Origin of the sequence: Burkholderia sp. Z1, from assembly GCF_014893795.1 — a bacterium.
GTDB classification, from domain to species: Bacteria; Pseudomonadota; Gammaproteobacteria; order Burkholderiales; family Burkholderiaceae; genus Burkholderia; species Burkholderia theae.
In genome coordinates this window covers 679,860-693,998 of record NZ_JACFYL010000001.1, presented here as the reverse complement: position 1 = coordinate 693,998, position 14,139 = coordinate 679,860, and the positions used below count along the sequence as shown (strand labels likewise).

Here is a 14,139-nt window from a genome sequence, read left to right as displayed (position 1 = left end):
GCGCCGGTCGGGCCGTTCCGGGCGAACCGCCCGCGAATCGAAGCAGGCGGGCGCGTTGCCGGTCCGCGCGTTACTCGACGGACTTCACCATGTCCTCGATGACCTTCTTCGCATCGCCGAACACCATCATCGTCTTGTCCATGTAGAACAGGTCGTTGTCGAGGCCCGCGTAGCCGGCCGCCATCGAGCGCTTGTTGACGATCACCGTGCGCGCCTTGTACGCCTCGATGATCGGCATCCCCGCGATCGGCGATTTCGGATCGTTCTTCGCGGCCGGGTTCACCACGTCGTTCGCGCCGAGCACCAGCACCACGTCGGCCTGGCCCATCTCGCCGTTGATGTCCTCCATCTCGAACACGATGTCGTACGGCACTTCCGCTTCCGCGAGCAGCACGTTCATGTGCCCCGGCATCCGCCCGGCAACCGGGTGAATTGCGTAGCGCACATCGACGCCCTTCTCGATCAGCTTGTCGGTCAGTTCCTTCAGCGCGTGCTGCGCGCGGGCGACGGCCAGCCCGTAGCCCGGCACGATCACGACCGATTCCGCGTTGCCGAGCATGAACGACGCATCCTCGGCCGAGCCCGACTTCACCGGGCGCTGCTCCTGCCCGCCCGCCGCACCGCCGGCCGACGCCTCTCCGCCGAAGCCGCCGAGGATCACGTTGAAGAACGAACGGTTCATCGCGTGGCACATGATGTACGACAGGATCGCACCCGACGAGCCGACGAGCGAGCCGGCGATGATCAGCATCGCGTTGTTCAGCGAGAAGCCGATGCCGGCCGCCGCCCAGCCCGAGTACGAGTTCAGCATCGACACGACCACCGGCATGTCCGCGCCGCCGATCGGGATGATGATCAGCACGCCGAGCACGAACGCGATCGCCGTCATGATGATGAACGGCAGCCACGCCTGCGTGATGACGAACAGGATGCCGAAGCCGAGCATCGCGATCGCGAGCATCAGGTTGATCAGGTGCTGGCCCGCGTACACGACCGGTGCGCCTTGGAACAGCCGGAACTTGTACTTGCCCGACAGCTTGCCGAACGCGATCACCGAACCGGAGAACGTGATCGCGCCGACGAACGTGCCGATGAACAACTCGACGCGGTTGCCGTACGGGATGAAGTTCGCCGCGACGGCGTCCTGCGGTACGAGCCCGAACGCTTCCGGCTCCGACACCACCGCATACGCGATGCACACGGCCGCGAGACCGATCAGCGAGTGCATCGCCGCGACGAGTTCCGGCATCTTCGTCATCTCGACGCGCGCGGCGACGAATGCGCCGACGCCGCCGCCGACGATCAGCGCACCGAGCACCAGTGCAAGGCCGAGCGGCAGGTTCGCGCCGAGCCAGGCCGCCTGCTTGACGATCAGCGCGACCGTCGTGAGGATCGCGATGGCCATCCCGACCATCCCGAACAGATTGCCGCGCCGCGCGCTCTTCGGGTTCGACAGGCCTTTCAGCGCCTGGATGAAGCACACCGAGGCGACGAGGTACAGCAGCGTAACGACGTTCATGCTCATCGCGCGCCCTCCTTCGCCGCCTTCGGCTCCTTCTTGCGGAACATCTCGAGCATTCGCCTCGTCACGAGAAAGCCGCCGAACACGTTGACGGCCGCGAGCGCGACCGCGAGCGTGCCGAAGAACTTGCCGGTCACGCCGACGGTGAGCGCCGCCGCGAGCATCGCGCCGACGATCACGATCGCCGAGATCGCGTTGGTCACGGCCATCAGCGGCGTATGCAGCGCCGGCGTGACGTTCCAGACGACGTGGTAGCCGACGTACACCGCCAGCACGAAGATGATCACGTTGATCACCGTGTGATTGATGACTTCCATGGTCTCCTCCGTTATTTGCGCGTGACTTCGCCGTCGCGGCACAGCAGCGTCGCGGCGACGATGTCGTCGGTCAGGTCGATGTTCAGCGTGCCTTCCTTCGTGACGATCAGCTTCATGAAGTCGAGCAGGTTGCGCGCGTACAGCGCCGACGCGTCCGACGCGACCATCGATGCGAGGTTCGTGTAGCCGGCGATCGTCACGCCGTTGTGCACGATCACCTGGTCGGCGACCGTCAGCGGGCAGTTGCCGCTCTTCCTGCCATCGAATTCCGGGCCGCGGCCGGCCGCGAGATCGACGAGCACCGAGCCGGGCTTCATCGACTGCGCGGTTTCGACCGAGATCAGCGTCGGTGCCGGGCGCCCGGGAATCAGCGCGGTGGTGATCACGATGTCGGCCTGCTTCGCGCGCTCGTGCACGAGCGCGGCCTGACGGCCGAGCCACGACGGCGGCATCGGGCGCGCATAACCGCCGACACCCTGCGCGGCCTCGCGCTCTTCGTCGGTTTCGAACGGGACGTCGAGGAATTTCGCGCCGAGCGACTCGATCTGCTCCTTCACGGCCGGCCGCACGTCGGAGGCCTCGATCACCGCGCCCAGCCGCTTCGCGGTCGCGATCGCCTGCAGGCCCGCGACACCCGCGCCGAGGATCAGCACGCGCGCGGCCTTCACCGTGCCCGCAGCGGTCATCAGCATCGGGAAGAAGCGCGGATACAGCGCGGCGGCGACCAGCACGGCCTTGTAGCCCGCGATGTTCGCCTGCGACGACAGCACGTCGAGACTCTGCGCGCGGGTCGTGCGCGGCGCGGCTTCGAGCGCGAAACCGGTCACGCCGGCCGCCGCGAGTTTCGCCGCCTGCTCGGCGTTGAACGGCTCGAGCATGCCGACCAGCACGGAGCCGCGCTTCAGCGATGGCAGTTCGGGGTCGGTAGGCGCCTGGACCTTCAACACGATGTCGGCATCAAAAGCAGCCGACTGATCGGTCAATTCGGCACCGGCGGACGCATAGGCTTCGTCGGGATAACTGGCTGCGCTGCCCGCCCCTTTCGCGATACTGACGCGATGGCCGGCGGCCGCGTATTTCTTCACGGTTTCCGGCGTCGCAGCCACACGCGCCTCGTTCGCCCGCGTTTCAGCAGGCACTCCAATATGCATCGTCAGTTCCTCCAGTCATTGTCAGTATTTCTTTTCTTGCAATTTTTACTGCACAACGAGCCGGACAGGCTGACTTACCGGCTCACGAGCAACGGCATTTACGCTGCACTTTAACCGAAAGCGATGGTCGCGCCAGCACATTCCGCACGATCGTGCGCGAATGAGACATTAGCCCGGCCCGCGCCGCCGCGCATCGGCGGGACGGATGATCCGCGGGGGTCGGATTCGTCTATCGTCTGATCAGACGGCCGGCAGCGTTCGGGCGCAACCGGTAAAATGCCGATCCATGAAACCCGAAATCTGGACCCCGCATGTGACGGTCGCCGCGCTCGTCGAGCACGCCGGCCGCTTTCTCGTGATCGAGGAAGAAACCTCGACGGGCCTGCGCATCAACCAGCCGGCAGGCCATCTCGAGGCCGGCGAAACGCTGGCCGACGCCGTGATCCGCGAGACGCTCGAGGAAACCGCGCACCCGTTCACACCCGACGCGCTCGTCGGTGTTTATCTCGCGCACTACGAGCGCCCCGGCACCGCCGGCGCGACCTACCTGCGCTTCACGTTCTGCGGCACGGCCGGCGAGCCGGTCGCGGGCCACGCGCTCGACGAAGGCATCGTCCGCACGCTGTGGATGACCGCCGACGAACTGCGCGCGTGCAGCGAGCGCCACCGCTCGCCCGCGGTGATGCGCTGCGTCGACGACTATCTCGCCGGGCGGCGCATTCCGCTCGATTTCGTGCACACGCATTCGGTCGCGCCGCGCCCCGAGGCATTCGAACGTCAGGCGGTCAACAAATGAGCAAGCGCCGTGTAGTGGTAGGCATGTCGGGCGGCGTCGATTCGTCGGTGACCGCGTGGCTGCTGAAGGAACAGGGCTACGACGTGGTCGGCCTGTTCATGAAGAACTGGGAAGACGACGACGACGGCGAATACTGCTCGACGCGCCAGGACTGGATCGACGTCGTGTCGGTGGCCGACCTGATCGGCATCGACGTGGAAGCCGTCAACTTCGCGGCGGAATACAAGGACCGCGTGTTCGCCGAGTTCCTGCGCGAATACTCGGCCGGCCGCACGCCGAACCCCGACGTGCTGTGCAATGCCGAGATCAAGTTCAAGGCGTTCCTCGATCACGCGATGTCGCTCGACGCGGAAATGATCGCGACCGGCCACTATGCGCGCGTGCGCGAGCGCGACGGGCGTTTCGAACTGCTGAAGGCCTTCGATCATACGAAAGACCAGTCGTACTTCCTGCACCGGCTGAACCAGGCGCAACTGTCGAAGACGATGTTCCCGCTCGGCGAGATCCCGAAGACGAAAGTGCGCGAAATCGCCGCGCAGATCGGGCTGCCGAATGCGAAGAAGAAGGATTCGACGGGCATCTGCTTCATCGGCGAACGGCCGTTCCGCGATTTCCTGAACCGCTACCTTCCGACGAAACCCGGCCCGATGAAGACGCCCGACGGCAAGGTCGTCGGCAAGCACATCGGCCTCGCGTTCTACACGTTCGGCCAGCGCAAGGGTATCGGTCTCGGCGGCAGCAAGGACGGCAGCGGCGAACCGTGGTTCGTCGCCGCGAAGGACATCGCATCGAACACGCTGTACGTCGTGCAGGGCCACGATCATCCGTGGCTGCTGTCGCGCGAGCTGGTCGCCGGCAACGTGAGCTGGGTCGCGGGCGAGCCGCCGGCGGAAGGCTTTGCGTGCGGCGCGAAGACGCGCTACCGGCAAGCCGATGCGGCGTGCACGTTCGGCGGCGCCGCGTCCGGTCCGGAAGGCGAAGCGCGCTTCTCGCTCGCGTTCGACGACGCGCAGTGGGCCGTCACGCCCGGCCAGTCGGCGGTGCTGTACGACGGCGAGATCTGCCTCGGCGGCGGCATCATCGAATCCGCGGCGGCCAGCCCTTCCGCACCGGCGGAAGGTCGCGCCCCGGCGCTCGCCGACGCACGCTGACACATATTCGGTTTAGACTTGCGGCACGCCGCGCCCGGCGGAACACGATTCCGCCGAGGCCGGCAGACCGCCGCGCAGCGCACGCATGGCGGTATTTCAAGATTCTTACGGAGTCCCCATGCTTTCAAGACGCTATCTGGCGATGTGGTGCGCCGTCCTGCTGCTCGTCGCAACGGCCGCGCTCGCGTCGATCCACGCCCTCTCGTGGCTGTGGATCCTGATCCCCGCCGCCCTCGTCGCGCTCGGCGTGTACGACCTGAACCAGGACCGTCACGCGATCCTGCGCAACTACCCGCTCTGGGGCCACTTCCGCTTCCTGTTCGAGTTCATCCGCCCCGAGATCCGCCAGTACTTCGTCGAGGACGATACCGACGAGAAACCGTTCTCGCGCGCGCAGCGCAGCCTCGTCTACCAGCGCGCGAAGAACGTCGCCGACAACCGCCCGTACGGCACCGAGCTGAACGTGAAGGCCGTCGCGCACGAATGGATCAGCCACTCGCTCGCGCCGACGAAGCTGCCGAACCACGATTTCCGCATCCGCGTCGGCGCGAATCGCGCGCAGCCGTACGACATCTCGATCTTCAACATCTCGGCGATGAGCTTCGGCTCGCTGTCCGCGAACGCGATCCGCTCGCTGAACCTCGGCGCGAAGAAAGGCGGTTTCGCGCACGACACGGGCGAAGGCTCGCTGTCGAAGTACCACCGCGAGAACGGCGGCGACATCATCTGGGAAATCGCGTCCGGCTACTTCGGCTGCCGCAACGACGACGGCACGTTCAACCCCGACAAATTCGCGAAGCAGGCCGCCGATCCGCAGGTCAAGATGATCGAGGTAAAGCTGTCGCAGGGCGCGAAGCCGGGCCACGGCGGCGTGCTGCCGGCCGCGAAGATCACGCCGGAGATCGCCGAGACGCGCGGCGTGCCGATGGGCAAGGACTGCATCTCGCCCGCGACGCACTCGGAGTTCTCGACGCCGCGCGGGCTGCTCGAATTCGTCGAGCGGCTGCGCACGCTGTCGGGCGGCAAGCCGACCGGCTTCAAGCTGTGTGTCGGGCATCCGTGGGAATTCTTCGGGATCGCGAAGGCGATGGTCGAGACGGGCATCGTGCCGGACTTCATCGTCGTCGACGGCGCGGAAGGCGGCACGGGCGCGGCGCCGCTCGAATTCACCGACCACGTCGGCGTGCCGCTGCAGGAAGGGCTGCTGCTCGTGCACAACACGCTGGTCGGGATCGGCGTGCGCGATCGCGTGAAGATCGGCGCGAGCGGCAAGATCATCACCGCGTTCGACGTCGCGCGCACGCTCGCGATCGGCGCGGACTGGGTGAACTCGGCGCGCGGCTTCATGTTCGCGGTCGGCTGCATCCAGGCGCAGACCTGCCACACGGGCCGCTGCCCGACCGGCGTCGCGACGCAGGACCCGGTGCGCCAGCGCGCGCTCGTCGTGCCCGACAAGGCCGACCGCGTGTACAACTTCCACCGCAATACGCTGCACGCGCTGCAGGAACTCGTGCAGGCGGCCGGCCTGTCGCATCCGTCGGAGCTGCGCGCGCATCACATCGTGCAGCGCATCTCGCCGCACGAGGTCCGGCTGATGTCGCAGTTGCTGAAGTACCTGAAGCCCGGCGCGCTGCTCGACGGCAACCATTGCGGCTTCACGCTGTACGACAGCTGGTGGCCGATTGCGCGCAGCGATTCGTTCACGCTCGGCGAGGCCGTGTACGCGTCGATCGAGTGACGCTCGCGGCCGCCCTGCTCCGGCGGCGGCCCGGCAAAAAGAAAAGCGCCCCGCGGGGCGCTTTTCTTTTGTCTGCCGAATACGTGAAGACTTGAACGCTTGAACGCGCAGCCGGCAGCGGCTCAGTTCTGCGGCAACGTGTCCGCGAACGACTGCCGTTGCTGCAGCTTGACGAAGTGCTTGTCGAGGTTCGGGTGATGCTCGCGCCAGTTCAGTTCGGGCATCCGGAAGTCGAGATAACCGAGCGCGCAGCCGAGTGCGATGTCGGCGAGCGTGTAATGATTACCGACGCACCACGTCTTGCCGCCGAGGCCCTGCGACATCGCGACGAGCGCATCGTCGATCTTGCGCTGCTGGCGCGCGATCCAGCTTGCGCTGCGCTGCACGTCGTCGCGCAGCGTGTATTCGAGACGAATCGCGACGGCCGCGTCGAGCACGCCGTCGCCCAGCGCTTCCCAGCAACGCACTTCGACGCGCTCGCGGCCCGACGGCGGAATCAGCTTGCCGACCGGCGACAGCGTATCGACGTATTCGCAGATCACGCGGGAATCGAACACCGCGGCACCATCCTCCATCACGAGGCACGGGACCTTGCCGAGCGGATTCGATGCATGAATATCCGTCTCCGGCGCCCACACGTTCTCGAGCTCCAGCTTGTAGTCGATCTTCTTTTCAGCAAGCACGATCCGCGCCTTTCGGACGTACGGGCTGCTGAGCGAACCGATTAATTTCATCATCTGCCTTTTTAAGGGAACCGCCGAGAGTATACGTTGTCGCCGATCATAACCGGGCAGGGTCGCGCGGTAGAAAATCGCCCGGCCGGCCTGTGGATGGTTTGCAACAGCCGCCGCGCGGGCCTGCCGGCGCGGCTCGCGGCCGCCCCTCTCACGCGCCGCGTCCGGCGGCGCTACAATCGCACGATGAATGCGCCCCTCGATACCGCCATCGCCGTCGACGTCTACCGCCAACGCCGTGAACGCGTGCTTGCCGCACTGCGCGCCGCGGGCGGCGGCGTCGCCATCGTCCCCACCGCGCCGGAAATGCTGCGCAACCGCGATACGGCCTACCCGTACCGGCACGACAGCTACTTCCATTACCTGACGGGCTTCACCGAGCCGGATGCCGTGCTCGTGCTGAACGCGGCCGCGCCGCACGGCGCGCCGGAGTCGATCCTGTTCTGCCGCGGCAAGAATCCCGACCGCGAGATCTGGGAAGGTTTCCACTACGGCCCCGAAGCCGCGCGCGACGCGTTCGGCTTCGACGCGGCGTTCGCGGTCGACGTGATCGACACCGAGATGCCGCGCCTGCTCGCCGACGCGGGCACCGTGCACTACCGGTTCGGCGCATCGGCCGACTTCGAACGCCAGCTCGCCGGCTGGCTCGACGCGGTGCGCGCGCTGGCGCGCACGGGTGTCGCCGCGCCGGACGCGATGCTCGACCTCACGCCGCTCGTCGACGACATGCGGCTCGTGAAGGACGAACACGAACTCGCGATCATGATGCGCGCCGCGCACATCTCCGCACTCGCGCACCGCCGCGCGATGCAGGTGTGCCGCCCCGGCATCCGCGAATACGAACTCGAGGCCGAGCTGCTGTATCTGTTCCGCAAACACGGCGCGCAGGCGCCCGCGTACGGCTCGATCGTCGCGGCCGGCGCGAATGCGTGCGTGCTGCACTACCCGGCCGGCAACGCGGCCGCGAAGGACGGCGACCTGATCCTGATCGACGCCGCGTGCGAACTCGACGGCTATGCGTCGGACATCACGCGCACGTTCCCGGCCAACGGGCGCTTCTCGCCCGCGCAGCGCACGCTGTACGACATCGTGCTCGCCGCGCAGCAGGCCGCGATCGACGCGACGCGCGCGGGCGTGCCGTTCGAGGCACCGCACGACGCGGCCGTGCGCGTGCTCGCGCAGGGGCTGCTCGACACCGGCATCATCCCGAAAACACGCTTCTCGAACGTCGACGACGTGATCGCCGAGCGCGCATACACGCGCTTCTACATGCACCGCACGGGCCACTGGATCGGGATGGACGTGCATGACTGCGGCGACTACCGCGAGCGACTCGCCGAGCGCGACGGCAATGGCGCGCTGCCGTGGCGCACGCTGAAGCCCGGCATGACGCTGACCGTCGAACCCGGCCTGTATGTGCGGGCAGCCGACGACGTGCCGCCCGAGTACTGGAACATCGGCATCCGCATCGAGGACGACGCGATCGTGCGCGAGCACGGCTGCGAGCTGATCACGCGCGGTGTGCCCGTCGCCGCGGACGAGATCGAAGCGCTGATGCGCGCAGGCGCGGCGCACGGCGCATGACCGGCCGCCGCCTGTTCGTCGCGCCGCCGTCGACCCGCCGTCGACCGTTATTTCCGTATCACGAATCAAGATGACGACCGCTTCCTCCCCGGCCACGCCGGACTACGACCTCGCCATCGTCGGCGCCGGCCCCGTCGGGCTCGCGCTCGCCGGCTGGCTCGCGCGCCGCAGCGCAACCCAACACGCGTCGATCGCGCTGATCGATGCGCGCGAACCGGTCGCGAGCGTGAACGACCCGCGCGCGATCGCCGTCTCGCACGGCAGCCGCGTGCTGCTCGACACGCTCGCGTGGCCCGCCGACGCGACACCGATCGAACATATCCACGTGTCGCAGCGCGGCCATTTCGGCCGCACGCTGATCGACCGCGACGAGCACGACCTTGCCGCGCTCGGTTATGTCGTGCGCTACGGCTCGCTCGTGCAGGCGCTTGCGGGCGCCGTGCGCGGCACGCGCGTCGACTGGCTCACGTCGACCACCGCGCGCGCGCCGCAGCAGGATACCGACGACGTCACGCTGACGCTCGACGGCCCGCAAGGCGAGCGCACGCTGCGCGCGCGCATCGTCATCAACGCCGAAGGCGGGCTGTTCCACGAACAGGCGGCCGACGCCGGCCAGCATCGCCGCGACTACGGGCAGACCGCGCTCGTCGGCACGGTCACGGTCTCGGCGCCACGCCCGAACGTCGCATGGGAACGCTTCACGCACGAAGGCCCGCTCGCGTTGCTGCCGCTCGGCGGGCCGCGCCAAGCCGACTACGCGCTCGTCTGGTGCTGCACGCCCGACGAAGCGGCACGGCGCGCCGCGCTGCCCGACGACGCGCTCCTGCGCGAGCTCGGCAGCGCGTTCGGCGAACGCATGGGCCGGTTCGTCGCGATCGCGGGCCGCGCGGCGTTCCCGCTCGGCCTGAACGCCGCGCAGACGCTCGTCAGCGGCCGCGTCGCGATCGTCGGCAATGCCGCGCAAACCCTGCACCCCGTCGCGGGCCAGGGGCTCAACCTCGGGCTGCGCGATGCGCATACGCTGGTCGACACGCTGTCCGCGCAAGGCCTCGAAGCGACCGCGCTCGCGGCCTTCAACGCACGACGCGCGCTCGACCGGCGTTTCACGATCGGCGCGACCGACACGCTTGCCCGCCTGTTTACGATCGACTCGGGCCCGCTGCCGCTGCTGCGCGGCGCCGCGCTCACCGCGCTCGAATTCGTGCCGCCGCTCAAGAAGGTGATCGCGCGCCAGATGATGTTCGGCCAGCGCAACTGACGCGCGGCGCACCTCAGGGTGCGCCCGGCCGGACCACGCAAACCGGGTCAAATCGGCGGGGCATGGGAATACGGTAAAATGCGCGTTTTCCGTCCGCCCTTTTCATGCCCGCACCTGTCGCGGGCGGTGCCATTGCGATGCCCGTTATCGGCCCTCACGTATTGCGTAACAACCTGTTCGTCGCACCGATGGCCGGCGTGACGGATCGTCCGTTCCGCCAGCTGTGCAAGCAACTGGGGGCCGGTTACGCCGTGTCCGAGATGGTCGCGTCCAACGCGCAGCTGTGGAAAAGCGCGAAGACGATGCGGCGCGCGAACCACGAAGGCGAGGTCGAGCCGATCGCGGTGCAGATCGCGGGCGCCGATCCGGCGATGATGGCCGAAGCGGCCCGCTACAACGTCGACAACGGCGCGCAGATCATCGACATCAACATGGGCTGCCCGGCGAAGAAGGTCTGCAACGTCGCGGCCGGTTCCGCGCTGCTGCAGAACGAGCCGCTCGTGCAGCGGATCGTCGAGGCCGTCGTCGCGGCGGTCGGCACGGGGCCCGATGCAGTGCCCGTCACGCTGAAGATCCGCACCGGCTGGGACCGCGAGCACAAGAACGCGATCACGGTCGCGCGCCTGGCCGAAGCCGCCGGCATCTCGATGCTGACCGTGCACGGCCGCACGCGCGCCGACCTGTACCGCGGCGACGCCGAATACGAAACCATCGCGGCCGTGAAGGCGGCCGTCAGGATTCCGGTCGTCGCGAACGGCGACATCACGTCGCCCGCGAAGGCGAAGGCCGTGCTCGACGCAACGGGCGCCGACGCGCTGATGATCGGTCGCGCCGCGCAAGGCCGGCCGTGGTTGTTCCGCGAAATCGATCATTTCCTGCAAACCGGCGAGCTGCTGCCCCCGCCGCGGATCGACGAGATCCAGCACGTGATGAACGAACATCTGGAAGACCACTACGCTTTCTATGGTGAATTCACGGGAGTCCGTACTGCGCGCAAGCACATCGGCTGGTACACTCGCGGCCTTTCCGGTGCCAACGGGTTCCGGCACAGGATGAACACGCTCGATTCCACCCGCGAGCAGCTCGCCGCCGTCAATGAATTCTTCGAGGCGCAAAAAGCGCTGTCGGACCATCTCGTCTATGTCGATGACGAAGAGGAAAACGGCCAGGGCGAGTCGGACGACCATAACCAGTTAGCAGCATGAGCAAGCACAACATCGAACAATGTGTCCGCGAGAGCCTGGACGTGTATTTCCGGGATCTAGACGGCTCCAATCCGCACGACGTCTATGAAATGGTGATGTCCTGCGTCGAAAAGCCGATGCTCGAGGTCGTGCTCGTACAGGCAGGCGGCAACCAGTCGCTCGCCGCGGAGTACCTCGGCATCAATCGCAATACGCTGCGCAAGAAGCTGCAGCAGCACGGCCTGCTGTAGCCGGCCGTCCCGTCCCCGTTTCCCTGGCTATTGGTGGTTCCATCATGATCAAGCAAGCGCTCATTTCCGTTTCCGACAAGACCGGCATCGTCGACTTCGCGAAGTCGCTGTCCGACCTCGGCGTCAAGCTGCTGTCGACGGGCGGCACCGCGAAACTGCTCGCCGACGCGGGCCTGCCCGTTACCGAAGTGGCCGACTACACAGGCTTTCCGGAAATGCTCGATGGGCGCGTGAAGACGCTCCACCCGAAGGTGCACGGCGGCATCCTCGCCCGCCGCGACCTGCCCGAGCACATGCAGGCGCTGGAACAGCACGGCATCCCGACGATCGACCTGCTCGTCGTGAACCTGTATCCGTTCGTCGCGACGATCGCGAAGGACGACTGCACGCTCGCCGACGCGATCGAGAACATCGACATCGGCGGCCCGACGATGCTGCGCTCGGCCGCGAAGAACCATCGCGACGTGACGGTCGTCGTCGATCCGGCCGACTACGCGGTCGTGCTCGATGAAATGAAGGCGAACGGCAACGCGGTCGGCTACGCGACCAATTTCCGCCTCGCGACGAAGGTGTTCGCGCACACCGCGCAATACGACGGCGCGATCACGAACTACCTGACGAGCCTGACCGACGAGCTGCAGCACGCATCGCGCAACGCGTACCCGGCGACGCTGAACATCGCGTTCGACAAGGTGCAGGACCTGCGCTACGGCGAGAACCCGCACCAGAGCGCGGCGTTCTACCGCGACATCGCGCCGCAAGCCGGCGCGCTCGCGAACTACCGCCAGCTGCAGGGCAAGGAACTGTCGTACAACAACATCGCGGATTCGGACGCGGCGTGGGAATGCGTGAAGACGTTCGACGCGCCGGCCTGCGTGATCATCAAGCATGCGAACCCGTGTGGCGTCGCGGTCGGCAACGACTCGGCCGACGCTTACGCGAAGGCGTTCCAGACCGACCCGACCTCCGCATTCGGCGGCATCATCGCGTTCAACCGCGAAGTCGACGAAGCGGCCGCTCAGGCTGTCGCGAAGCAGTTCGTCGAAGTGCTGATCGCACCGTCGTTCTCCGACGCCGCGAAGCAGGTGTTCACCGCGAAGCAGAACGTGCGCCTGCTCGAAATCGCGCTCGGCGACGGCCATAACGCATTCGACCTGAAGCGCGTGGGCGGCGGCCTGCTCGTGCAGTCGCTCGACTCGAAGAACGTGCAGCCGCACGAGCTGCGCGTCGTCACGAAGCGCCAGCCGACGCCGAAGGAAATGGACGACCTGCTGTTCGCGTGGCGCGTCGCGAAGTACGTGAAGTCGAATGCGATCGTATTCTGCGGCAACGGCATGACGCTCGGCGTCGGCGCGGGCCAGATGAGCCGCGTCGATTCCGCGCGCATCGCGAGCATCAAGGCGCAGAATGCAGGCCTGACGCTCACCGGCTCGGCCGTCGCGTCGGATGCGTTCTTCCCGTTCCGCGACGGCCTCGACGTCGTCGTGGCAGCCGGCGCGACCTGCGTGATCCAGCCGGGCGGCTCGATGCGCGACGACGAAGTGATCGCCGCGGCCGACGAGCACAACATCGCGATGATCCTGACGGGCGTGCGCCACTTCCGTCACTGATCGCACACGGCCCGCGCGGCCGTTGTACGCAAGCCCGGCGGCGTCGCACCCGCCGGGTTTTTTATTGCGCGACGCCCCGGCGCGCGACCCTGCTGCCGGGTCGCCGCACCATTCGTTGTAGTATCGCTGCATCAGGCAACTCTCCTCACTCATGCGAATTCTCGGCATCGACCCCGGCCTGCGCGTCACCGGCTTCGGCGTCATCGACGTCAGCGGCCACCAGCTCGCCTATGTCACGAGCGGCGTGATCCGCACGCCGACGGCTGACCTGGCCACCCGGCTCGGCACGATCTTCCAGGGCGTCTCGACGATCGTGCGCGAACATGCGCCCGACCAGGCCGCGATCGAAAAGGTGTTCGTCAACGTGAACCCGCAGTCGACGCTGCTGCTCGGCCAGGCGCGCGGCGCCGCGATCTGCGGCCTCGTCGCGGGCGGCCTGCCCGTCGCCGAATACACGGCGCTGCAGCTCAAGCAGGCCGTCGTCGGCTACGGCCGCGCGACCAAGACGCAGATGCAGGAAATGGTCACGCGGCTGCTCAATCTCTCCGGACAACCGGGCTCCGACGCGGCCGACGCGCTCGGCATGGCGATCTGCCATGCGCACGGCGGCACGACACTCAGCACGCTCGGCGGCCTCGCGCCGGCGCTCGCGAAGAAGGGGCTGCGCGTGCGGCGCGGGCGGCTGGTCGGCTGACACCGGGCACGCCGTCGCCCGGCACGCCGGATCGACCGTTTTGACCGCGCACGGCGCGCACACGACACGCCTTGCTTCGGCCTGACGGCCGATCCCGTCGGCATTGCGCCGCGCGTGCGCTACACTCGCGCTTTCTTCCTCGCATCCCG

13 protein-coding genes are annotated in these 14,139 nt (G+C 67.4%); 9 read left to right on the top strand and 4 right to left on the bottom strand.

Translation table 11 applies throughout. The features are described 5' to 3' along the window. Positions 1 to 70 precede the first annotated feature (70 nt). The 3 genes from H3H55_RS03230 to H3H55_RS03220 are packed head-to-tail and all read right to left on the bottom strand — an operon-like array spanning position 71 to position 2,990. Positions 71 to 1,525, bottom strand: a complete 1,455-nt coding sequence (locus tag H3H55_RS03230; RefSeq protein WP_129513734.1) for an NAD(P)(+) transhydrogenase (Re/Si-specific) subunit beta — start codon at positions 1,523 to 1,525, stop codon at positions 71 to 73. Continuing rightward, complete coding sequence (locus tag H3H55_RS03225) at positions 1,522 to 1,839, bottom strand: NAD(P) transhydrogenase subunit alpha (RefSeq protein WP_129513733.1); 318 nt, start codon at positions 1,837 to 1,839, stop codon at positions 1,522 to 1,524. Before H3H55_RS03225 ends, H3H55_RS03230 begins: the two co-directional genes overlap by 4 nt. 11 nt (positions 1,840 to 1,850) lie before the next feature. Then, complete coding sequence (locus H3H55_RS03220) at positions 1,851 to 2,990, bottom strand: Re/Si-specific NAD(P)(+) transhydrogenase subunit alpha (RefSeq protein ID WP_193097644.1); 1,140 nt, start codon at positions 2,988 to 2,990, stop codon at positions 1,851 to 1,853. 286 nt (positions 2,991 to 3,276) lie between these two features. Between H3H55_RS03220 and H3H55_RS03215 the strand changes: the two genes are divergently transcribed. The 3 genes from H3H55_RS03215 to H3H55_RS03205 all read left to right on the top strand — a co-directional run bounded on the left by H3H55_RS03215 (position 3,277) and on the right by H3H55_RS03205 (position 6,675). Continuing rightward, a complete protein-coding gene (locus tag H3H55_RS03215) occupies positions 3,277 to 3,786 on the top strand; it encodes an NUDIX hydrolase (protein WP_129513731.1) in 510 nt (169 codons plus the stop codon). Next, a complete protein-coding gene (gene mnmA / locus H3H55_RS03210; protein WP_193097643.1) occupies positions 3,783 to 4,937 on the top strand; it encodes a tRNA 2-thiouridine(34) synthase MnmA in 1,155 nt (384 codons plus the stop codon). Before H3H55_RS03215 ends, mnmA begins: the two co-directional genes overlap by 4 nt. A 118-nt stretch (positions 4,938 to 5,055) precedes the next feature. Then, a complete protein-coding gene (locus tag H3H55_RS03205) occupies positions 5,056 to 6,675 on the top strand; it encodes an FMN-binding glutamate synthase family protein (RefSeq protein WP_193097642.1) in 1,620 nt (539 codons plus the stop codon). A gap of 122 nt (positions 6,676 to 6,797) precedes the next feature. On the opposite strand, the gene H3H55_RS03200 is transcribed toward H3H55_RS03205, so the two are convergent. Continuing rightward, complete coding sequence (locus tag H3H55_RS03200; RefSeq protein ID WP_048251619.1) at positions 6,798 to 7,409, bottom strand: glutathione S-transferase family protein; 612 nt, start codon at positions 7,407 to 7,409, stop codon at positions 6,798 to 6,800. Between the two features lie 186 nt (positions 7,410 to 7,595). Here H3H55_RS03200 and H3H55_RS03195 point away from each other — a divergent pair, with 186 nt between their 5' ends. The 6 genes from H3H55_RS03195 (at position 7,596) to ruvC (ending at position 13,990) form a co-directional block, all read left to right on the top strand. Next, the gene (locus H3H55_RS03195) at positions 7,596 to 8,993 is read left to right on the top strand and encodes an aminopeptidase P N-terminal domain-containing protein (RefSeq protein WP_193097641.1); all 1,398 of its coding nucleotides are present in this window, start codon (positions 7,596 to 7,598) and stop codon (positions 8,991 to 8,993) included. Between the two features lie 70 nt (positions 8,994 to 9,063). Next, complete coding sequence (locus tag H3H55_RS03190; RefSeq protein WP_193097640.1) at positions 9,064 to 10,251, top strand: UbiH/UbiF/VisC/COQ6 family ubiquinone biosynthesis hydroxylase; 1,188 nt, start codon at positions 9,064 to 9,066, stop codon at positions 10,249 to 10,251. A gap of 137 nt (positions 10,252 to 10,388) precedes the next feature. Next, the gene (gene dusB, locus H3H55_RS03185; protein ID WP_048251615.1) at positions 10,389 to 11,456 is read left to right on the top strand and encodes a tRNA dihydrouridine synthase DusB; all 1,068 of its coding nucleotides are present in this window, start codon (positions 10,389 to 10,391) and stop codon (positions 11,454 to 11,456) included. Next, positions 11,453 to 11,686 (top strand): Fis family transcriptional regulator, encoded by a 234-nt coding sequence (locus tag H3H55_RS03180; RefSeq protein WP_006476892.1) that lies wholly within the window; start codon positions 11,453 to 11,455, stop codon positions 11,684 to 11,686. The genes dusB and H3H55_RS03180 overlap by 4 nt, the downstream gene beginning before the upstream one ends. Positions 11,687 to 11,730: 44 nt before the next feature. Continuing rightward, positions 11,731 to 13,296, top strand: a complete 1,566-nt coding sequence (gene purH, locus H3H55_RS03175) for a bifunctional phosphoribosylaminoimidazolecarboxamide formyltransferase/IMP cyclohydrolase (protein ID WP_193097639.1) — start codon at positions 11,731 to 11,733, stop codon at positions 13,294 to 13,296. A gap of 151 nt (positions 13,297 to 13,447) precedes the next feature. Beyond that, entirely contained in the window at positions 13,448 to 13,990 is a 543-nt protein-coding gene (ruvC, locus tag H3H55_RS03170) for a crossover junction endodeoxyribonuclease RuvC (RefSeq protein ID WP_048251609.1), read from the top strand. Positions 13,991 to 14,139 lie beyond the last annotated feature (149 nt).

Excerpts from the sequence above, each read along its gene's own strand:
- H3H55_RS03230 (WP_129513734.1), bottom strand. The coding sequence starts at position 1,525 with ATGAGCATGAACGTCGTTACGCTGCTGTACCTCGTCGCCTCGGTGTGC.
- H3H55_RS03225 (WP_129513733.1), bottom strand. The coding sequence starts at position 1,839 with ATGGAAGTCATCAATCACACGGTGATCAACGTGATCATCTTCGTGCTG.
- H3H55_RS03220 (WP_193097644.1), bottom strand. The coding sequence starts at position 2,990 with ATGCATATTGGAGTGCCTGCTGAAACGCGGGCGAACGAGGCGCGTGTG.
- H3H55_RS03215 (WP_129513731.1), top strand. The coding sequence starts at position 3,277 with ATGAAACCCGAAATCTGGACCCCGCATGTGACGGTCGCCGCGCTCGTC.
- mnmA (WP_193097643.1), top strand. The coding sequence starts at position 3,783 with ATGAGCAAGCGCCGTGTAGTGGTAGGCATGTCGGGCGGCGTCGATTCG.
- H3H55_RS03205 (WP_193097642.1), top strand. The coding sequence starts at position 5,056 with ATGCTTTCAAGACGCTATCTGGCGATGTGGTGCGCCGTCCTGCTGCTC.
- H3H55_RS03200 (WP_048251619.1), bottom strand. The coding sequence starts at position 7,409 with ATGAAATTAATCGGTTCGCTCAGCAGCCCGTACGTCCGAAAGGCGCGG.
- H3H55_RS03195 (WP_193097641.1), top strand. The coding sequence starts at position 7,596 with ATGAATGCGCCCCTCGATACCGCCATCGCCGTCGACGTCTACCGCCAA.
- H3H55_RS03190 (WP_193097640.1), top strand. The coding sequence starts at position 9,064 with ATGACGACCGCTTCCTCCCCGGCCACGCCGGACTACGACCTCGCCATC.
- dusB (WP_048251615.1), top strand. The coding sequence starts at position 10,389 with ATGCCCGTTATCGGCCCTCACGTATTGCGTAACAACCTGTTCGTCGCA.
- H3H55_RS03180 (WP_006476892.1), top strand. The coding sequence starts at position 11,453 with ATGAGCAAGCACAACATCGAACAATGTGTCCGCGAGAGCCTGGACGTG.
- purH (WP_193097639.1), top strand. The coding sequence starts at position 11,731 with ATGATCAAGCAAGCGCTCATTTCCGTTTCCGACAAGACCGGCATCGTC.
- ruvC (WP_048251609.1), top strand. The coding sequence starts at position 13,448 with ATGCGAATTCTCGGCATCGACCCCGGCCTGCGCGTCACCGGCTTCGGC.